Here is a 22,246-nt window from a genome sequence, read left to right on the forward strand (position 1 = left end):
GAACGTTGTCGTGAGCCACGACAGGCAATTAAATCCTATCGATACTTCACCTACAATACTCGAAGACCCTATTTCATGTCCTCAGGCATTGCCTGGTGGAGAATATCGGAGTCGAACCGATGACCTCCTGCGTGCAAGGCAGGCGCTCTAGCCAGCTGAGCTAATCCCCCGTTCTCAGTCGTCGGCTATCAGTTAACAGTTATCAGTTAATCGATGACCATACGCCAACTTGGGATACCCAACTTCCAAAATTTCCTTCAATCCTTAATGAACGTGCCGCTTAACCAAAAACGACCTTTTTGTTTGTAGTCCCAGGCAGACTCGAACTGCCGACCTCTACATTATCAGTGTAGCGCTCTAACCAGCTGAGCTATGGGACTGTCCCTACTCTTTCCTCTCGGCAATAAATACCTCGCAAAAAAAAGCAATTACTTATATTTCATAATTATGGAGATGTTATAGTGGAACTTCATTTAAAAGAAACATTGTTATTAAATCAAAAGACCGGGACCGTGGTTCCATTCTTCTCTTCGTCAGGGACCGTCCTTAAAAGGACAATCTCTAGAAAGGAGGTGTTCCAGCCGCACCTTCCGGTACGGCTACCTTGTTACGACTTAGCCCTAGTTACCGATCTTGCCCTAGGCCGCTCCTTGCGGTGACGGACTTCAGGCACTCCCGGCTTCCATGGCTTGACGGGCGGTGTGTACAAGGCCCGGGAACGTATTCACCGGATCATGGCTGATATCCGATTACTAGCGATTCCAGCTTCACGGGGTCGAGTTGCAGACCCCGATCCGAACTGTGACAGGTTTTATAGATTCGCTCCGCCTTGCGACGTGGCTGCTCTCTGTACCTGCCATTGTAGCACGTGTGTGGCCCAGGACGTAAGGGCCGTGATGATTTGACGTCATCCCCACCTTCCTCACGGTTTGCACCGGCAGTCCCGTTAGAGTCCCCATCATGACATGCTGGCAACTAACGGTAGGGGTTGCGCTCGTTATAGGACTTAACCTGACACCTCACGGCACGAGCTGACGACAACCATGCAGCACCTTGCAAATTGCCCGAAGGAAAAGTCATCTCTGACCCTGTCAATATGCATTTAAGCCCTGGTAAGGTTCCTCGCGTATCATCGAATTAAACCACATGCTCCACCGCTTGTGCGGGCCCCCGTCAATTCCTTTGAGTTTCATTCTTGCGAACGTACTCCCCAGGTGGGATACTTATCACTTTCGCTTGGCCGCCCAGTACTCAAGGTACCGGACAGCTAGTATCCATCGTTTACGGCGTGGACTACCAGGGTATCTAATCCTGTTCGCTCCCCACGCTTTCGTCCATCAGCGTCAGTATATAGTTAGTCACCTGCCTTCGCAATCGGTGTTCTATGTAATATCTATGCATTTCACCGCTACACTACATATTCCGGCAACTTCATTATAACTCAAGACCGACAGTATCAAAGGCAGTTCTACCGTTGAGCGGCAGACTTTCACCCCTGACTTATCGGCCCGCCTACGGACCCTTTAAACCCAATAATTCCGGATAACGCTCGGACCCTCCGTATTACCGCGGCTGCTGGCACGGAGTTAGCCGGTCCTTATTCTTACGGTACCGTCAGTAGGCTACACGTAGCCCTTTTTCTTCCCGTATAAAAGCAGTTTACTACCCATAGGGCATTCTTCCTGCACGCGGCATGGCTGGATCAGAGTCTCCTCCATTGTCCAATATTCCTCACTGCTGCCTCCCGTAGGAGTCTGGTCCGTGTCTCAGTACCAGTGTGGGGGATCCCCCTCTCAGGGCCCCTACCCATCGTAGCCTTGGTAAGCCGTTACCTTACCAACTAGCTAATGGGACGCATGGCCATCTTGTACCGCCCGAAGGCTTTAACCACATCCCGATGCCGGGTCGTGGTACCATGGGGCATTAATCTTCGTTTCCAAAGGCTATTCCCCTGTACAAGGCAGGTTCCATACGCGGTGCGCACCCGTGCGCCGGTCGCCGGCGGAAAAGCAAGCTTTTCCCCGCTGCCCCTCGACTTGCATGTGTTAGGCCTGCCGCTAGCGTTCATCCTGAGCCAGGATCAAACTCTTCATCGTTGTTCTGTATATATTCGTCCCAACGAAGTCAAAATCTCTCCCGGCCCCGACTCTCGATTCAATTCCTTATATATGTCCTGCGACATACTAAATTGTATGTTTCCTTAATTCTTGTTCCTCTCGAAAAGGTCCTCACCTTTTCTCGATTCCTATCTCCACAATATTTCAATGAACTTCCATAAACCAGGCACCGAATCTCCCGATTCCCTCGCCTCGTTTCCCCTAGGTAATTCCCTAAGCGGGTGCAAATATACAACTGTTTTTTAACCTGACAACTACTTTGTGAAAAAAAACTAAAAAAATAATATCCTTACCAAAATTACCCTTTAAAAAAATTGATTTATAATAATTTTATCGCAATTAATTAGCAAATCACTTAACAATTACTATTGATATTTAAAAAATTGGTTTATTAATCATATAAATGTAGTAGCAGAAAAAAAATAAAAAACACCTTCTCATCATATCCATATATTACTAAATTTTAAAAATAAAGTGGCTAGAATATTATGATTGCCTTTTATTATAAATCCTCTATTTAAGTTTTAAGTTAAGAATTGGCGAATTGTACAGCTTAAATAAATTTTAATACTATAGAATAATCCTTTGTTTGGACTTTACAGATTTCATCCATAAATAAATATCCTTTTTACCACCGTTTGTCCGGTGTGATATACTTACGGTGACCTTTCCGCATAAAAAAAGCCCCTTACATTCCTGTAAGGGGCTTTCGAAAAAGGCGGCTACCTACTCTCCCACTTGGTATAGCAGTACCATCGGCGCAAACGGTCTTAACTTCCCTGTTCGGAATGGTAAGGGGTGGGCCCCGTCGCCATGGCCACCTAAGTTTTAGATCGGGCATTCCCGAGCGCGGCCTCCGCCGCAATATCGTTGACATGGATGGAACAGGATACTATAAAGGAAAGAAACATGTATATCGTCAAATATGTTTCAGAATCGAAAGAAAGAAGTAAAGACCCTCGTGCGCCCCTCCACAAGGAAGGGACGTACGTATGCGCAAGCCTGACGGGCAATTAGTACTACTCGGCTACGGACGTTACCGCCCTTCCACCTATAGCCTATCGACGTGGTCATCTCCCACGGCCCTTTAAAGAAATCTCATCTTGTGGCGGGTTTCGCGCTTATATGCTTTCAGCGCTTATCCCATCCCGACATAGCTACCCAGCGATGCTCCTGGCGGAACAACTGGTGCACCAGCGGTCGGTCCAACTCGGTCCTCTCGTACTAGAGTCAGATCCACTCAAATTTCTAACGCCCGCAGTAGATAGAGACCGAACTGTCTCACGACGTTCTGAACCCAGCTCGCGTGCCACTTTAATGGGCGAACAGCCCAACCCTTGGGACCTTCTCCAGCCCCAGGATGTGACGAGCCGACATCGAGGTGCCAAACCCCCCCGTCGATATGAGCTCTTGGGGGAGATCAGCCTGTTATCCCCGGCGTACCTTTTATCCTTTGAGCGATGGCCCTTCCATGCGGAACCACCGGATCACTATGCTCTTGTTTCCAACCTGATCGACCTGTATGTCTCCCAGTCAAGCGCCCTTGTGCCATTGCACTCTACACACGATTGCCAACCGTATTGAGGGCACCTTTAGAAGCCTCCGTTACTCTTTTGGAGGCGACCACCCCAGTCAAACTACCCACCACGCACTGTTCCCTCATTGAGGGTTAGGCCCCGGACAAGCAAAGGCTGGTATTTCAACAATGACTCCACCACACCTGGCGATGCAGCTTCAAAGTCTCCCAGCTATCCTACACATTGCTTGACCAAGGTCAATACGAAGCTATAGTAAAGGTGCACGGGGTCTTTTCGTCCCACTGCGGGTAACCGGCATCTTCACCGATACTACAATTTCACCGAGCTCATGGCCGAGACAGTGTCCAGATCGTTGCACCATTCGTGCAGGTCGGAACTTACCCGACAAGGAATTTCGCTACCTTAGGACCGTTATAGTTACGGCCGCCGTTTACTGGGGCTTCAATTCAATGCTTCTCCCCGAAGGAATGACATCTCCTCTTAACCTTCCAGCACCGGGCAGGTGTCAGGCCCTATACGTCATCTTTCGATTTTGCAGAGCCCTGTGTTTTTGATAAACAGTCGCCTGGACCTCTTCACTGCGGCCCCCCATAAGGGGGCGACCCTTCTCCCGAAGTTACGGGTCTATTTTGCCTAGTTCCTTAGCCATGAATCTCTCGAGCGCCTTAGAATACTCATCCCAACCACCTGTGTCGGTTTACGGTACGGGCTGCTTCACTCGCTTTTCTTGGAAGTCGATATGCTGGATTATCACCTTGGCCGTGGCCTCGGTGTACTATCGGGGTATTACTACTCCCTTCAACGTACAATTCCGTCTGTACGCACCAACTTCTCGCCTCCGTCACTTTTAGCGTGAGCAGGTACAGAAATATTAATCTGTTGTCCATCCACTATCCCCTTCGGGTTCGCGTTAGGTCCCGACTGACCCCCAGCTGATTAGCATAGCTGGGGAAACCTTGGTCTTTCGGCGTGCGGGTTTCTCGCCCGCATTATCGTTACTTATGCCTACATTTTCGTTTGTAACCGCTCCAGCATCCCTCGCAGGTACGCCTTCGACGCAGTTACAATGCTCCCCTACCCCTTGTATAAATACAAAGTCACGGCTTCGGTGATATGCTTATGCCCGATTATTATCCATGCGGAACCGCTCGACCAGTGAGCTGTTACGCACTCTTTAAATGAATGGCTGCTTCCAAGCCAACATCCTGGCTGTCAATGCAGTTCCACCGCGTTATATCAACTTAGCATATACTTTGGGACCTTAGCCGGTGATCTGGGTTCTTTCCCTCTCGGACATGGACCTTAGCACCCATGCCCTCACTGCGCAGAAACATTTCATAGCATTCGGAGTTTGTCAGGAATTGGTAGGCGGTGAAGCCCCCGCATCCAATCAGTAGCTCTACCTCTATGAAACTATCTACACGCTGCACCTAAATGCATTTCGGGGAGTACGAGCTATTTCCGAGCTTGATTGGCCTTTCACCCCTACCCACAGGTCATCCCAAGACTTTTCAACGTCAACGGGTTCGGTCCTCCACTATGTGTTACCACAGCTTCAACCTGCCCATGGGTAGATCGCACGGTTTCGCGTCTACTACTACTGACTATGGCGCCCTATTAAGACTCGCTTTCGCTACGGCTCCGTTCCTGAAGAACTTAACCTTGCCAGTAAAAGTAACTCGTAGGCTCATTATGCAAAAGGCACGCCGTCACCCATATGGGCTCCGACCGCTTGTAAGCGTATGGTTTCAGGATCTATTTCACTCCGTTATTCACGGTTCTTTTCACCTTTCCCTCACGGTACTGGTTCACTATCGGTCTCTCAGGAGTATTTAGTCTTGGCGGATGGTCCCGCCGGATTCATACAGGGTTTCACGTGCCCCGCACTACTCAGGATACCACTATCTAAATGCTCTTTGCCTATACGGGACTATCACCCTCTATGGTCGCTATTTCCAAAGCGTTCTAGTTCATCACATCTCGAATGTCGTGGTCCTACAACCCCGTTATTGCCGAAACAACAACGGTTTGGACTAATCCGATTTCGCTCGCCGCTACTATCGGAATCACTTTTGTTTTCTCCTCCTCCGGGTACTTAGATGTTTCAGTTCCCCGGTTTGCTTGGCTTACGCCATGACATACCTTCAATATGCCGGGTTGCCCCATTCGGATATCCGCGGATCATATCGTGTGTGCCGATCCCCGCAGCTTTTCGCAGCTTATCACGTCCTTCTTCGCCTCTGAGAGCCTAGGCATTCCCCATACGCCCTTTTCCAGCTTGTCGCCAGATCTTTAATCTATTCTATTCTTAATTCGTACTCTTTACTTAATAAAGATTCGTGTTTCTTTCTTTTTTAGTCGGTAAAACACCTAAATGTCTTACCTCCTGTTCCAATATGTCAATGAACGTTGTCGTGAGCCACGACAGGCAATTAAATCCTATCGATACTTCACCTACAATACTCGAAGACCCTATTTCATGTCCTCAGGCATTGCCTGGTGGAGAATATCGGAGTCGAACCGATGACCTCCTGCGTGCAAGGCAGGCGCTCTAGCCAGCTGAGCTAATCCCCCGTTCTCAGTCGTCGGCTATCAGTTAACAGTTATCAGTTAATCGATGACCATACGCCAACTTGGGATACCCAACTTCCAAAATTTCCTTCAATCCTTAATGAACGTGCCGCTTAACCAAAAACGACCTTTTTGTTTGTAGTCCCAGGCAGACTCGAACTGCCGACCTCTACATTATCAGTGTAGCGCTCTAACCAGCTGAGCTATGGGACTGTCCCTACTCTTTCCTCTCGGCAATAAATACCTCGCAAAAAAAAGCAATTACTTATATTTCATAATTATGGAGATGTTATAGTGGAACTTCATTTAAAAGAAACATTGTTATTAAATCAAAAGACCGGGACCGTGGTTCCATTCTTCTCTTCGTCAGGGACCGTCCTTAAAAGGACAATCTCTAGAAAGGAGGTGTTCCAGCCGCACCTTCCGGTACGGCTACCTTGTTACGACTTAGCCCTAGTTACCGATCTTGCCCTAGGCCGCTCCTTGCGGTGACGGACTTCAGGCACTCCCGGCTTCCATGGCTTGACGGGCGGTGTGTACAAGGCCCGGGAACGTATTCACCGGATCATGGCTGATATCCGATTACTAGCGATTCCAGCTTCACGGGGTCGAGTTGCAGACCCCGATCCGAACTGTGACAGGTTTTATAGATTCGCTCCGCCTTGCGACGTGGCTGCTCTCTGTACCTGCCATTGTAGCACGTGTGTGGCCCAGGACGTAAGGGCCGTGATGATTTGACGTCATCCCCACCTTCCTCACGGTTTGCACCGGCAGTCCCGTTAGAGTCCCCATCATGACATGCTGGCAACTAACGGTAGGGGTTGCGCTCGTTATAGGACTTAACCTGACACCTCACGGCACGAGCTGACGACAACCATGCAGCACCTTGCAAATTGCCCGAAGGAAAAGTCATCTCTGACCCTGTCAATATGCATTTAAGCCCTGGTAAGGTTCCTCGCGTATCATCGAATTAAACCACATGCTCCACCGCTTGTGCGGGCCCCCGTCAATTCCTTTGAGTTTCATTCTTGCGAACGTACTCCCCAGGTGGGATACTTATCACTTTCGCTTGGCCGCCCAGTACTCAAGGTACCGGACAGCTAGTATCCATCGTTTACGGCGTGGACTACCAGGGTATCTAATCCTGTTCGCTCCCCACGCTTTCGTCCATCAGCGTCAGTATATAGTTAGTCACCTGCCTTCGCAATCGGTGTTCTATGTAATATCTATGCATTTCACCGCTACACTACATATTCCGGCAACTTCACTATAACTCAAGACCGACAGTATCAAAGGCAGTTCTACCGTTGAGCGGCAGACTTTCACCCCTGACTTATCGGCCCGCCTACGGACCCTTTAAACCCAATAATTCCGGATAACGCTCGGACCCTCCGTATTACCGCGGCTGCTGGCACGGAGTTAGCCGGTCCTTATTCTTACGGTACCGTCAGTAGGCTACACGTAGCCCTTTTTCTTCCCGTATAAAAGCAGTTTACTACCCATAGGGCATTCTTCCTGCACGCGGCATGGCTGGATCAGAGTCCCCTCCATTGTCCAATATTCCTCACTGCTGCCTCCCGTAGGAGTCTGGTCCGTGTCTCAGTACCAGTGTGGGGGATCCCCCTCTCAGGGCCCCTACCCATCGTAGCCTTGGTAAGCCGTTACCTTACCAACTAGCTAATGGGACGCATGGCCATCTTGTACCGCCCGAAGGCTTTAACCACATCCCGATGCCGGGTCGTGGTACCATGGGGCATTAATCTTCGTTTCCAAAGGCTATTCCCCTGTACAAGGCAGGTTCCATACGCGGTGCGCACCCGTGCGCCGGTCGCCGGCGGAAAAGCAAGCTTTTCCCCGCTGCCCCTCGACTTGCATGTGTTAGGCCTGCCGCTAGCGTTCATCCTGAGCCAGGATCAAACTCTTCATCGTTGTTCTGTATATATTCGTCCCAACGAAGTCAAAATCTCTCCCGGCCCCGACTCTCGATTCAATTCCTTATATATGTCCTGCGACATACTAAATTGTATGTTTCCTTAATTCTTGTTCCTCTCATCCAGGTCCTCACCTGAACTCGATTCCTATCTCCACAATATTTCAATGAACTTCCATCCACTCCGCATTAAATCTCTCGATTTCTTTGCTTCGTTTCCCTTAGGTGTTTCCCTAAGCGGGTGCAAATATACAACTGTTTTTTAACCTGACAACTACTTTGTGAAAAAAATAAAATTTTCTTTACAGGCCCGGTAAAACAACATTTTTATGAACTTGCCCCGGCGGCGGACAAAGACCGTGATCTTCATCGTTAGCGGGCTGCAAATGTACACCCTATTTCCAAACCTACAAGGCTTTTTTTAAAAAAAATGAGGTTTTTTTTGGACCGCCACCTACCCCGCTGATTTACTGAACTTTATGGGAACGGAAAATACCCCTAAAGAATAAATAATACGCAACGCTCTGATGAACAGCCTTTTAAAACATACGGCCATTGCAACGGCGCGCTAACCAACATGTTTACAGCAGGTTGAGAAACGAGACCAGGCCCCTAGGAAAAGAAATTCCAGACTAGACCAAAACGGATAACAAAATCCCGATACGGATAATTGGGTGCGGCATAATAATTATACCCCGTAAATGAAGAATTAAAATGTTCTGCCTTTAAATAAATACGTGTTTGCTGAATACGTGCATTGATGAAAAAATCCAGTAATGGATAGCCCCCCAACTCTTCATTGTTTTGAGTATAAAACTCTCCTAAAACAGGATTGTACGCATTCATATTATATGCAGTAAAATATTTAAAGGTTATGCCTGTTTGTAAATACATTGCTTTTTTAAATACATCCGAAGAAAAATATAATGTATTCCTAGTAACTAATTGAGGAAGATTCATTACTTGCTCCTCTTGCGTTACATTTTGATACATCACCGTATTGTTCAATGCAAACATACCAACCCTAAATTCCTTTTCATATTTAACCTTTAAATAGGTTATACCATTGCTTTCTTGAACCGGTTTTATAAAAGCTTGCTCCATACCGGCATCAATTTCAACCTCAGAAACCGGTGCAAAATATGTGTAATTATCCAAATTGCTGAATTTTACCATAAGATTACCCCATGTTACAGAATTCAATTCTCCTCTAAGACTACTTACCCTTTCCTTATTAAAGGTATTTGAATTATCCCAATTATAATTTAAATACTCACTTTGATAAAGCAGGAAATTAAAATTGGGCATTCTTGAAGAGGTATGCAGAGTGAATTTAAGGTTGTTTTTAGGATTGATTTTATATGATGCGGTAACATTTAAAAGGTTTCCGGTCAAACTGCCCGACAAATTATACTTAAGGTCCGCATTTAAATCAAAACCACCAATACGTTTTTCATATTTACCCCCTAAGGCCAGTTCTGTACCATTTAATCTATTAGGTATAACCACTCCTTCCTCTGTGGTAAATTGACTATCAAAATAATAATCATAATTATACATTTGCAGACCACCTGTTAATTTCCCCAAAGTTCTATTATAAAATTGTGCATTTGCCTCATTGTAAAATGTTTTTAAAACGGCCTTATCGTTTATACCTGAAAGTATGGCATCACCAAATATGGTATCATTGACCGATTGCATAAATTGATAATACTTGGTTTCATAATTAAACACATGGCCAATGGACAATGAAGTTTTCTCTGAGCGGGTAGAATCCAATTGTTTCCTAATAAGTTTATAGGTGTGATCCAAATAATATCTTTTACCTAATATCTTATTGTCGACATCATCAAAACGAACATCTACCCTAGGCCTATTTGTAAAATCTTCATCGCCAGATTCAAATTGCAGCTCCTTTTCCAACAGCCCACCATTTTCTTGTGATATAATATTTTGCGCAGCTATATGCGCCCTCAATGAATATCTATTGTTCCTAGACAAATAATTAGTTGTCATGGCAAAATTGCCCGACTGTATTTGGTTGTCATTGTATTTTCCTAAAGAACGATGACCGGTATAACCAATGGAAAAATTAAGTCTGGGCGATGTGTTAAATGTTAGGTTCGCGTCCAAAAACTGACCTTGTTCCAAGGTTGTTTTAAAAAACAACTCGGTCATTGGGGTTGGAACGTTATAATATACTATCTGTTCCTTTTCCAAATATTTCTGATCCTTACCAATTGCCCCGAGGTAAGGATAAATATTAGCTCTTTCTAAATCCAAGCCCAATGAATTATATGCCTCTCCTATATTGGAAAAGGACATAAGTTCAAAATCGTCTTTTCTTAAATAATTATACTTGTATTCCTTATTGATGGTGAGTGTAGTATCCAAATATGTGGTATCCCTAGCAAAAGTAATTATCTTGTAGTCCTTGATCGTGATACCTAGGGTATCCGATTTTTGCTTACCCATTGGACCACTTACCTTTTTCTTATTTAATGGTGCCAGCGAATCTACACTGGCCCCTTTTCTTAACTCCCCCTTTTGACCAAATACAATACAGGATGTAAAAATTAAAAAAACTATTAATATATATTTCATGAAGCGATGTTACCCGTGCAAAGTTAATTTTTTTGTTGCTAAGTAAATGTGAATTTTATTATAACAAAAAAAACCCTGCTTTTCAGCAGGGTTTACTATTATGTACAAAATAAGGGTTTAGTAACCGTCGTTCTGTTGCATATTTGAATTTGCATTGATTTCCGATATTGGAATTGGCCAAGCAAATAAATTGTTTGGATACGTCAATGTCTCAACAGTGTTTTCCAATACACCCGTTGTATTTACAGATTGACCCGTTCTCATTAAATCATCAAAACGGAAACCTTCAAAAATAAGTTCTCTTCTACGCTCGTTAAGAATATCTTCTTTGGTTACGGAAGTATAAGGTACCGCACCTCTATTCTCAGCAATTAAATTTAACTGAGTCAAAGCATCTCCACTGGTTTCGAACAATGCCTCTGCATAGTTCAAAACAACCTCCTCATATCTGAACAAAGGAATATTATCAGCACCTATGGCAGTATCTGGATATTTGCCAATGTTTCTTAGTTCAGTTCCTTCATTTTGAAATCCAAAGATTCCTAAACGAACATCACCATCATCATAAATATCCAATACATCTGACATAACTTGAAGATCCCCATAACCTGCAGGAGCATCACTTGGATATCTGTAGATGTAAGATAAAGCATTAGGTCCTAAATTGTCTGACCCACTAAAGGCAAGTTCAAATATTACGTTAGAACCTCCATCACCGGCCCAGCTAGACACATAAGCATCTGCACCGATAATTGAATACAAGTCAGAATTAATTACCGCCTCTGAGGCTGTAACCGCTCTACCCCAGTCTTCAAAATAAACTGCAACCCTAGACTCTAAAGCTTTGGCAACATACTTAGAAACGATAATCTTAGAAGTATCATAAGAAGAATCCATCATATCAAAAGCAGTTTGTAAGTCTGTGTAAATAGCTTGTTTTACCTCTTCAACTGTACTCCTTGATGGGAACAAATCATCTCCTTTAAACGTATTTACAATTGGCACACCTAAAGTACCACCTGCATGCTGCTGACCATAAACCCTTAACAAATCAAAATTACCAAGAGCCCTTAAAATCATTGCTTGACCTTGAATATGCTCACCATATGCCAAGTCTCCTTCCAATGAAGATAAGTCTGTATTAATAATAATATTTGCATTGGACATCATTTCATATACATCATCCCAAATGAATCCTGTATTTGCATTATATTGAAATTGAGATTGAGTAGTAAACCTTCCTGAATTACCATTGGAAAAAGCGTTATCCGATCTTACCTCATTATTGGCAATTAAGTCCCTACCATAATACTCCTCAGAGGTCATAACATTATGAGCACCCTTAAGAATACTGTACAAGTTATCCACTTTTGTGATACTACCTTCTACGTTCTTACTTTGAGCCAACGTAGGATCAAGATCATCTGTAGTACATGAACCGACTATTATCGCCATTGAGGCCAATAATAGCATAATTATTTTATTATTTTTCATATTTAATTTTTTTTAGAAGTTCAAATTAACTCCAACAGAAATTGTTCTAGCAGGAGGAGTTTCCAATCCAGTTTCACCAGGTGTAACATCACCCCCTTGACTATCCACATCAACCTCAGGATCATGCAATAAGTTATCATCCTTAACCCAAGTCAATAGGTTATTTCCTCTTACAAAGAACCTAAGTTTATTGATACCAATTCTATCCACCGCTTTTTGTGGAAGGTCAAAACCAACAGTTAAGGCTCTAAGTCTCATGAAATCACCGTCATATAAGTACTTAGAATGTCTCTGCCATCCTGGAGCACCCGTAGTAAATTTACCGTTTCTGGCAATATCACCAGGCTCTTGCCATCTATCCAACAAAGACGTATAGCCGTTGAAAGCCAATATAGGATAAGCATTAGATTGGTTTAGGTACAAGTGCCATCCTTCATATATTTTGTTACCACCAGAGTAATATCCGTTAGCATTAATAAAGAAGTTCTTGTATTTGAAATTTAAATTAAGACCAGCAGTAAAAGTAGGTACCGCATTTGACCCTTGAAATACAGCTTCCGCTTCATTAAAATTAGCAGTTGTTTCACCATCAACACCATTAACGTACCACTCTTCTATACCTGTTTCTGGATTAACACCTGCCCAAGTTGGCATGTACCACTCCCTTACCGGATGACCAGTTTCTATTCTTGTCCTTGTTGTAGTGATTGTTCTTTCAACTCCATTTGGATCTACAGGTAATTTAGTAACCTCGTTCTTAACCGTAGAGAAATTACCGCCGATGGAGAAATTCACATCCTCAGTATTTACAACGTTAAAGTTAAGATCTACTTCAACACCTTTATTGGTCAACTCACCAATATTAGCATATTGACTTGCAAAACCAGTAGTTTGCGAAAGTGGAACATTCAGCAATAAATCTTCTGAAGTTCTATGGAAATAAGCAACACTACCACTAACGGTGTTTTTGAACAATCCAAAATCTACACCTACATCAATAGTCTTGGAAAGCTCCCAAGATAATTGGTCATTACCAAATGTATCTACATATTGCGCACCTTCTCCACCATAATCCTCACTATACCCAAATAATGATTGGTATAAGTTCAAATCTATGTTTGCGTTTCCTGTTACACCATAAGAACCTCTTAACTTTAAGTTATCTATTACATTAGAATCTGCCAAAAAGTCTTCTCTATGGATGTTCCAAGCACCACCAACAGACCAGAAGTTACCCCATCTGTTATCTTTACCAAATCTTGAGTTACCTTCTCTTCTGTAAGATAAATCTAAAACGTATTTACCATCAAAGGCAGAATATTTCATAAGTCCCATGTAAGCACCTACGTAAAAGTCAGAAAAGCTAGAACTAACGGAATTAGGCGTACCTACGTTATCCAAATAAAACAGACCGTCATCAGCAAAATTCTGACCTGAACCACCTAAGAAATATCTTCTATTGGACTGGTATTCCTGTAACACCTTGAAATCAAACCTATGGTTATCATTGATATCATAGTTGTAATCAAAATAGTTTTGGAAAACATAGAATACATTGGTTCTGTCATATTGCTCAGCATCACCAGATGTTGGCACACCGTAACCATAATTTCTGTTTGAATAATTTCTGTAGTTATATCCTTGGTAATCTACGTTGAACGAAGAACCAAATGAAAGACCACCACCTAAATTCCAATTTAAGTTATTATTGGAAATAATTCTCGTTAACCTGTTCTCATAGATATTGTTCTCATTATTATATAGTGGGTTTGGTAAAGAACCACCAAACTCATTGTAAGAACCATCTGCATTATATGGCAATACTAACGGAGACAAAAAGAATTTTGCCGATCTAGGACTTTCAAAATACGCACTAGTTTCCAAGAAAGCATTCTGCAAAGAATGGGTTGCCGAGTTATTAGAGCTGAACGTAATGTTTTCAGTCAAATCCTTTGAAAAGTTCAATGCACCGGATATTCTTTCAAATGAAGGCCCAACAACGGTACCTTCTTGATTCATATAACCAACCGATCCGTAGAACGTATGACCCTCGCCACCACCGGAAGCAGATATACTATGTTGTTGTACCGACGCAGCACTGTTTCTAACCGCAAGGTCCCAACGTGCTTCTGGTCTGCCAGCTGCGTCCCAATCAGCAAAACTACCTGCCAATAATTGGCTTATAGCCTCTTCCTTGGTAGCTGTAATTCCATCATTGAAATAAGCTTCGGCAGTTAGTTCCAAACGATTTGCAGCAGTTAACGGAACTGGTCCAGTAATTGCATCTCTTTGAAAACCGTAACTTGAATTTACATCAAACACAGTTTCTCCAGCCCTACCCTTTTTGGTAGTGATTAAGATAACACCGTTTGCACCCCTAGCACCATATTGTGCCGTTGCAGATGCATCTTTTAATACCGTAATGGATTTAATGTTGTTATTGTCCAAACCTGCCAATGCGGACAATGATGAAAATGCACCACTTGATCCAACATTATCATTACTTACCGGAGCACCATCGATTACATATAATGGTTCGTTACCCGCAGTAATAGAACTAATACCACGTATTCTAATGTTAGCAGTAGAACCAGGAGTACCGGAAGTTGCAGAAACTGCAAGCCCAGATACATTACCTTGCAATGCCTGCTCAACACTAGGAGTAATGATTTCCGATAATTTATCGGCATTTACCTCAACAATAGAACCGGTAATATCCGATCTTCTCTGAGAGGTATAACCCGTTACCACAACTTCTTCCAATGCCTGCGCATCTTCTTCCAATTGTACATCCAATGTATTGGACGCCCCAACATTTAAGGTAACTGTTTTTTGCCCTAGGTAAGAAAACCTTAATTGCCCACCTTGAGTTGCATTAATGGCATAATTACCATCAAAATCTGTTTGAGTACCGTTTGTTGTTCCAACCACTACAACGGATACACCCGGTAGAGGCAATCCGCTTTGATCGGTTACAACACCGGTCACTGTTTTTTCCTGTGCATAGGAAAATGTCATGAAGAACGCCAATAGCGGCGTCAACATCCACGTCAACTTCTGTTTCATAAAATTTGTTTTTGAATTAGCTTGCGGTAAAATTCATAAAAATTGCACTCTCCTGCAAAATCTATCTTAACTCAAAAAATCCAAATGTTAAAAACAATATCACTATTATTTAATTATTCTTAATTTTTAAAATTTTAATAAAATATATTCAATTATTTAACTTTTTAGTTGAATTTAAAATTCCAAATTTTAAGTTAAAAAAAACATAATGCTTCTTAAATATCATAAAAACATTAACGAAACAGGTACAGATGAAGCCGGAAGAGGTTGTTTAGCAGGTCCGGTAACCGCCGCTGCGATCATTTTACCAGAACATTTTGAAAATTCTGTTTTAACCGATTCCAAGTTATTGTCGCACCATAAAAGAATTACGCTGGAACCCATATTAAAAATGGAATGCGTCTCTTTTGGCGTTGTACATATACACCCTGAAACAATTGATGAAATCAATATCTTAAACGCATCATTGTTAGCCATGCATAAAGCCATTGACCAGCTTACTCCGCAACCATCATATATCATAGTAGACGGGAATAGATTTAAGCCCTACAAAAAAATAGCACATTCCTGTATTGTTAAAGGCGACTCCAAATACACCACCATTGCGGCCGCCTCAGTGCTGGCAAAAACAGCAAGGGATGCTTACATGTTAAAGCTCCATGAAGAATATCCTATGTACAATTGGAAAAAAAACAAAGGTTACCCTACTAAAGAACATAGGGCAGCAATTAAAAAATACGGCCCAACCAAATACCATAGAATGAGTTTTAAGCTTTTAGCGGACGACGTCTCCAAATAATACAAATACCATAACTTTACACAAACCAATTTTCATGCGATTATTACTTATATATGTTTTTGCTATACTTTTTTGTTTTGCATGTACACCCCACAAAAACACGGAGAATGATATTTTAGAAGCAATTCCCGACCATACCGTTCTTGCCATTCAAATAAATGAATATGAATCGCTCAAGTCCGCTATTGGATCAAATGAGCCATATAATAAATTGGAACACTTACGGCCCATTAAAAGTATTGTCAGCAAACTAGAACCGTTCAATTTTCTAACTAATCAAACTAACGGTTTATTGACTTTTACAGCCAACGATAGTACCACTTTTGATTTCACATATATTACCTTGGATAGTATTGCCCTGATCGAGGTAGACGAAATCACCAATAAACGTATTGAGGAAATCACCGATAATTCTAACACCATTACTTCTTATCAGTTCAACGATATTCACTTTTATAGCGCACCTTATGGAAGCTATTCCATTTTAAGTTCATCAAAAACGGTATTAAGTTCTATCTTAAACCGTGATGCCACATCAAATAACAATCTATCCATAAATGAATTTTTAAATACTGCCAATAAGGAAAAATTGGCAAATATCTGGATAGACCTAGAACACGGCAGACCTTTATTGAAACAAATTTTACCACAAGACCAAACCAACCTTAACTTTGCCAGTTGGCTATCTTTGGATATAACCTTGAACGAACAGGAGTTGCAAATGAACGGTGTTACCCTACCTTCCATGACCCCAAATTATTCACTTAACCTACTCAACCACACCAAACCCATTACCAATACCCTTTGGAAACTAAGCCCAAACAATGCAACCTCTGTAACTTCCTACGGATTTGAAGAATACGCTGCATTTGTACAAAACAAAAAAACAGAAGGGTTTCCTATTAACGAACAGGACTCTTTATTATATACGGTAGAGGAAATAGGAATTGCATCATATAATGATGAGGACATTCTTTTTTTAAGAACTTTTGGTACCGCCTCATTGGTAGATTACATACAAAATGAAAAAACCGCCACCCATGAATTTAGTGGACATGAAATCTTGGAGTTAAAATCACAACTGGGTCTATTTACCGCTCTTCATACACTAATCGGAGATCTTTCGTTTAACTATGCCAGTATTGTTGACAATACCATTGTATTCACAAAAAACCAGACCGGAATTGAATCTGTCATTTCAAAAATCAGCACAGGAGATACGTTTGATAAAACCATTTTATTTAAAAATGCCGAAGCCAAACTTACCTCCACCTCAAGTAAAATAACAATTTCAAATTTAGAAGGTGCAGGAACTTATTTTAAGAAATCAGTTTCAGAATCACTAAGTAATGAATTTCTAAGGAGTAACCTAAAGGATTATGTCTTTGCAAATCAGCTAATTGCGGATAATGGTTTTTTTCACTTAAACTTCTTGATCAAGAAAATTACCGAAGAAGATGAACAACATACCGTAAGCCCTGTATTTGAGACTCAGCTACAAACTGACCTAGCCACATTACCTCAATTTGTGACCAACCATAATAACGGTAAAAAAGAAATTATTGTCCAAGACCAGGAAAATACCTTGTATCTAATTTCAACAAATGGAAAGATTTTATGGAAAAAACAACTTAACAGCAGCATACAGGGCAAAATTCATCAAGTAGACCTTTTTAAGAATGGAAAATTACAACTTGCTTTTACCACAAATAACGAATTTCTAATATTGGATAGAAATGGCAATGAAGTACAACCCTTTACCATGAACTATACTGGCGGCAATGTAAATCCTTTAGCTGTATTTGATTATGAAGGCCGTAAGGATTACCGTTTTGTGGTTACCCAAGAAAATAAGGTATTCATGTACAACAGTAAGGGCGAAATTGTTAAAGGATTTACCTATACCTCAGCCGAGGGCAATGTAGAAGACATCCCCCAACATTTCCGTATTGGGAGAAAAGATTATCTTGTTTTTAAACTTGCAAACGGACAATTGAGAATTGTAAATAGAGTGGGCAAGACAAGAATACTAGTAAAGGAAAAATTCTCGTTTTCCAATAACCCCGTTCAACTTTATCAAAATAAATTCACTTTTACCACATTAGACGGTTCATTGTTCCAAATAGATACACAAGGAAAAGTAACATCTAGTAATTTACAGCTTACTAAAGATCACGGAATGGATGCCACTTCTAAAACATTAGCAATTATGAACGATAATATATTGCGCATACGTGATAAAAAAGTTGAACTTGAACTAGGAGTATATTCTAAACCGGAAATATTTTATTTGAACGATAAAATCTATGTATCGGTTACCGATATACAGAACCAAAAAATATATGTTTTCGATAGCCAAGCCAAACCAATTCCCGATTTCCCCATTTTTGGAAGCTCATCTATTGACATGGCCGATATTAATAACAATAAGAATGTAGAGTTTGTTTTCAAAGACCAAGAAAATAGTATTAAAGTATATAAAATACGATGATACATGTTATGTTAGGTTTGACAAAGATTTATATACCGTTCATACAAATTGCATAATTACACTGGCTTATTTTCATATTTTTAAATGTTTAGGACATTAAAGAAAACCGTACTATATGAAAACAAAGGCAATATTATTTTTGGTTTTACTACTAAGTATAACCACCATGATCGCTCAGGATAATTGCAGTAAATTCTATCCAATGACCGAAGGGGTCGCCATGGAATACACGAACTATAACAAAAAAGGCAAAGTTGAAAATGTAAGTTCTTTTAAGGTAGTCAATGTTTCCAATACAGGAGGTACCACCAATGCCACAATGGCCATAAATTTAAAAGATAATAAAGGAAAGGATATTTACGATACTGATTATAACCTTTCCTGTACAGGAAACATGGTTACCTTAGATTATGAATCTCTGCTACCAACTGAAATGATGCAGCAGTACGGCGATATGGATATTGAAATATCCGGTAAAGATATTGAAATACCCAATGATCTTAGTGTAGGGCAAAACCTAAATGACGCCAATGTAACAATGAAAATAAGTATGAGCGGCATAAATATGAATATGGCCGTAGATATGACCAATAGAAAAGTAGAAAAAAAAGAAAGTGTAACTACCCCTGCCGGTACTTACGAATGTTTTGTTCTCTACAGTGAAAACCGTTCTAAAATGATGATGGCCAATCAAGTATACCCTTCAAGGGTTTGGTTGTCAGAAGGTGTAGGTATGGTAAAACAAGAAACTTATAAGAAAAATGGAGATTTAATGAGCAGCACAATGCTAACCTCCTTTAATCAGTAAACACCAAACTATCCAATATCTTGAACCGGAGTTTTCGCTTCGGTTTTTTTATGAATCAATTTCAAAAAGTACCTGAAAATGTTTTAGTAACTTTTGCTTTACCTCTTCCAGGTCCACTTCCTTCTTTCCTAATTCAACATTCAAGGAAGTTACCGCCTTACCTTTTATACCACACGGAATCATCATGTCAAAATAACCCAAATCCGCATTTACGTTTAGGGCAAAGCCATGCATGGTCACCCATCTACTTGCCCTAACTCCCATGGCACAAATTTTCCGTGCAAAAGGAGTGCCTACATCTAACCAAACCCCTGTTTCGCCAGGGGAACGCTCAGCTTTGATGTCATATTCGGCCAATGTTAAAATGACCATTTCCTCCAAATAACGCAGATACTTATGAATATCCGTGAAAAAATTGTCCAAATCTAGAATAGGGTAACCAACGATTTGTCCCGGACCATGGTAGGTAATATCACCTCCCCTATTGATTTTATAAAAGGCAGCCCCTTTTTCCTCCAATATTTTTTCATCAACCAATAGGTTGGCCATATCGCCACTTTTGCCCAAAGTATAAACATGAGGATGCTCAACAAACAAAAAATGATTGGGTGTTTCTAAGTTAAGCGACTCTCTTCTGTTGCGTATTTTAAGATCAAGAATTTCCTTGAACAATTGTTCTTGATAGTCCCAAGTTTCCTTATAATCCTTACGACCTAAATCCTGTATGTGCAACCGTTTATTCATTTCACAAAGATATAAAAGCTATATCCTATTTTTCCAAATCCACTTCAATAATCATAGATTCAGGATTCTTCATCATATCCAAGAAACTAACTTCATGCACCATAGTTTTACCATCCATTGAAAAGGTAGCTTCATTAATGTTGGTCCACTTAACACGTTTTGGAAAATGGTATCTGAATGTGTAGGTAGAACTTGACAAAAACATCTCCGCACTGACCAAACTATCTATACTTTTTTCAAATAAAGCTTGATCCAATACAATTGTTTCTCGTTTAAACCTATTATTCTTAAAAGTATAGTCTACCCTAGTACTTTCCTCTGAAACGTTGCCCGGCATGGATTTACCCCCTGCAATTGGACCCACTGAACTGGCATTTTGAAAAGTATTAAATGCATCGTTGATCTCGGCAACTTTTTTAAAATCCCTAAACAGGTCAAAATTCATTATACCTCTTTCCGCATCTACTTGCATATGCAATTTAAAAGGCTCCAACTTTTTTAGTTTGGCCTGCTTTTCCGGCGTCAATGTGGCAATGCTATCTTTTTTATCCCATAGAACATCCTTAAACACAATGGTAGAGTCTACAGCTTTTTCCAATGCGGTAGAATCTGTACTTGGCAGCATTTGTAGCATTTCACCACCATCAAAACGCATACTCATCTTCCCAGATCCATCATTGTTAAAGTAGATTTCCTCGGTAAAATTGCACGCAACGAACACCACTGCAAATAATACAGCGGTTAGCATTTTTGAAAATTTCATGTTTTATATCTAGTTAGGATTGTTCAAAATTACCAATGCGGCAATTACCCCAGGTACCCAGCCACAAAAGGTCAAAAGTAGAACAATTAAAAAGGACCCACAACCTTTGCCCAGAACTGCCAAAGGCGGAAAAAAAATGGCAAGCAAAACTCTAATTAAACTCATTTGATTTATATTTTGATTGATTGATGTACCTTATTGGTCGTTAATAAAACCGCTTTGTTACAAAATCTTTTATTTTAGATGCTCATATCAGAATCAATGTTTAAACACATCTTTTTCGCAATCTCGTTATGTTGGTGTAGCGTAAGTTTGGCCCAGTACAAATTTAGCGGCCAGATAGCGAATCCTCAAAACGAAAAATCCATCTATTTATCCATCATTGAAGACTATAGAAAATTAGATAGGATCTCCTTGGAGCAAGTTGTCAAAAAAACAGTTACAGATTCTTTAGGATATTTTAATTTTTACGGAAACAATTTACTGGAGGAAAATAGAATATATAGGATTCATTTAGACGATTGTAGCGAAACCTCATCATTGCCAGATCATTTTTTTGGTAATTGCAAAAACAGTAAGAGTATTCTATTCATAGCAAAAAATACAGATACCATAAATTTTCCAAGGTCCTTTTCAGATGAAATGTTGTGTGAAATAATATCTACAAACAACACATCTCAAATCTTTTTGGAAATAGATGTACTAAAAGAACAAATGGCTTTTGAATTTAATGATTTTAGAAGTGATGCAAGTAAGAAATTGAACCTACAAAAATGGTTTGGAACATTACAGGATTTTGGAGAGCAGTTAAACGAACCTTTGGCAGAACTTTATATCTACAACTTTTTATCGGATAAAAGGAACGAAACTTACACCTATTATATAAAGGATATAATCGCCAATAATTATTATAAGGAATTGGGTGAAAGATTGTCCACTACATATCCCAATACCGTGTTTACCGCACAATATAAAAAGGAAATAGAGATAGACGAACAAATAGCAAACAATAATACCGCAAGCTCACCTTTGTTGAAATGGTTGTTACCAATACTACTGTTCATTTCAGTGGTCTTTAATATTTATTTACTGGCAATGCCTAAAATTAACGCAAAAAAGATGTGCCAACTTGCCTATGCCAAATTAACGGAACAAGAGCAAAATATAGTAAAGCAGATTTTACAAAACAAGACCAACAAAGAAATAGCCTCTACAATGTTTATATCAGTAAGCACCGTTAAGACCCACATCAATAATATTTACAAAAAATTAGAAGTAACAAACCGCACTGAAATAAAACAACAATATCACTAATACAATT

General features: G+C 40.9%; 10 protein-coding genes, 4 tRNA genes and 4 rRNA genes. 4 read left to right on the plus strand and 14 right to left on the minus strand.

Translation table 11 applies throughout. From position 1 onward, the window contains the following. Positions 1–93: 93 nt before the first annotated feature. The 11 genes from Q2T41_RS05540 to Q2T41_RS05590 all read right to left on the minus strand — a co-directional run bounded on the left by Q2T41_RS05540 (position 94) and on the right by Q2T41_RS05590 (position 15,320). Positions 94–170, minus strand: a tRNA-Ala gene (locus Q2T41_RS05540). Positions 171–306: 136 nt separating this feature from the next. Then, a tRNA-Ile gene (locus tag Q2T41_RS05545) sits at positions 307–380 on the minus strand. A gap of 185 nt (positions 381–565) precedes the next feature. Continuing rightward, positions 566–2,096 (minus strand): 16S ribosomal RNA (locus tag Q2T41_RS05550). Between the two features lie 734 nt (positions 2,097–2,830). Then, positions 2,831–2,942, minus strand: a 5S ribosomal RNA gene (rrf, locus tag Q2T41_RS05555). Between the two features lie 167 nt (positions 2,943–3,109). Next, positions 3,110–5,940 (minus strand): 23S ribosomal RNA (locus tag Q2T41_RS05560). A gap of 212 nt (positions 5,941–6,152) precedes the next feature. Beyond that, positions 6,153–6,229, minus strand: a tRNA-Ala gene (locus Q2T41_RS05565). Between the two features lie 136 nt (positions 6,230–6,365). Further along, a tRNA-Ile gene (locus Q2T41_RS05570) sits at positions 6,366–6,439 on the minus strand. 185 nt (positions 6,440–6,624) lie between these two features. Beyond that, positions 6,625–8,155 (minus strand): 16S ribosomal RNA (locus Q2T41_RS05575). The 16S, 23S and 5S rRNA genes sit together here with 4 tRNA genes alongside, the layout of an rRNA operon. A gap of 613 nt (positions 8,156–8,768) precedes the next feature. Further along, on the minus strand, positions 8,769–10,760 hold the full coding sequence (locus Q2T41_RS05580) for a putative porin (protein ID WP_304435255.1): 1,992 nt from the start codon (positions 10,758–10,760) through the stop codon (positions 8,769–8,771). A 117-nt stretch (positions 10,761–10,877) separates the two neighbouring features. Continuing rightward, positions 10,878–12,254: a RagB/SusD family nutrient uptake outer membrane protein gene (locus Q2T41_RS05585; protein WP_304435256.1), complete on the minus strand. Its 1,377-nt coding sequence runs from the start codon at positions 12,252–12,254 to the stop codon at positions 10,878–10,880. Between the two features lie 12 nt (positions 12,255–12,266). Next, on the minus strand, positions 12,267–15,320 hold the full coding sequence (locus Q2T41_RS05590; RefSeq protein ID WP_304435257.1) for a SusC/RagA family TonB-linked outer membrane protein: 3,054 nt from the start codon (positions 15,318–15,320) through the stop codon (positions 12,267–12,269). 208 nt (positions 15,321–15,528) lie between these two features. Here Q2T41_RS05590 and rnhB point away from each other — a divergent pair, with 208 nt between their 5' ends. From rnhB to Q2T41_RS05605, 3 genes are all read left to right on the plus strand, one after another. Further along, positions 15,529–16,119: a ribonuclease HII gene (gene rnhB / locus Q2T41_RS05595; RefSeq protein ID WP_304435258.1), complete on the plus strand. Its 591-nt coding sequence runs from the start codon at positions 15,529–15,531 to the stop codon at positions 16,117–16,119. A 34-nt stretch (positions 16,120–16,153) separates the two neighbouring features. After that, the gene (locus tag Q2T41_RS05600) at positions 16,154–18,610 is read left to right on the plus strand and encodes a ribonuclease HII (protein ID WP_304435259.1); all 2,457 of its coding nucleotides are present in this window, start codon (positions 16,154–16,156) and stop codon (positions 18,608–18,610) included. 115 nt (positions 18,611–18,725) lie between these two features. After that, entirely contained in the window at positions 18,726–19,418 is a 693-nt protein-coding gene (locus tag Q2T41_RS05605; protein WP_304435260.1) for a TapB family protein, read from the plus strand. A gap of 48 nt (positions 19,419–19,466) precedes the next feature. On the opposite strand, the gene lipB is transcribed toward Q2T41_RS05605, so the two are convergent. The 3 genes from lipB to Q2T41_RS05620 are packed head-to-tail and all read right to left on the minus strand — an operon-like array spanning position 19,467 to position 21,090. Next, positions 19,467–20,162 carry a lipoyl(octanoyl) transferase LipB gene (gene lipB, locus Q2T41_RS05610; protein WP_304435261.1) on the minus strand — a complete coding sequence of 232 codons (696 nt, stop codon included), beginning with the start codon at positions 20,160–20,162 and terminating at the stop codon, positions 19,467–19,469. 25 nt (positions 20,163–20,187) lie between these two features. After that, positions 20,188–20,925 (minus strand): hypothetical protein, encoded by a 738-nt coding sequence (locus Q2T41_RS05615; protein WP_304435262.1) that lies wholly within the window; start codon positions 20,923–20,925, stop codon positions 20,188–20,190. A 9-nt stretch (positions 20,926–20,934) separates the two neighbouring features. Then, on the minus strand, positions 20,935–21,090 hold the full coding sequence (locus tag Q2T41_RS05620) for a YqaE/Pmp3 family membrane protein (protein WP_074669928.1): 156 nt from the start codon (positions 21,088–21,090) through the stop codon (positions 20,935–20,937). A gap of 96 nt (positions 21,091–21,186) precedes the next feature. Here Q2T41_RS05620 and Q2T41_RS05625 point away from each other — a divergent pair, with 96 nt between their 5' ends. Then, the gene (locus Q2T41_RS05625; RefSeq protein WP_304435263.1) at positions 21,187–22,239 is read left to right on the plus strand and encodes a response regulator transcription factor; all 1,053 of its coding nucleotides are present in this window, start codon (positions 21,187–21,189) and stop codon (positions 22,237–22,239) included. Positions 22,240–22,246: the final 7 nt, after the last annotated feature.

This window comes from Maribacter confluentis (assembly GCF_030505015.1).
Lineage (GTDB): Bacteria > Bacteroidota > Bacteroidia > Flavobacteriales > Flavobacteriaceae > Maribacter > Maribacter sedimenticola.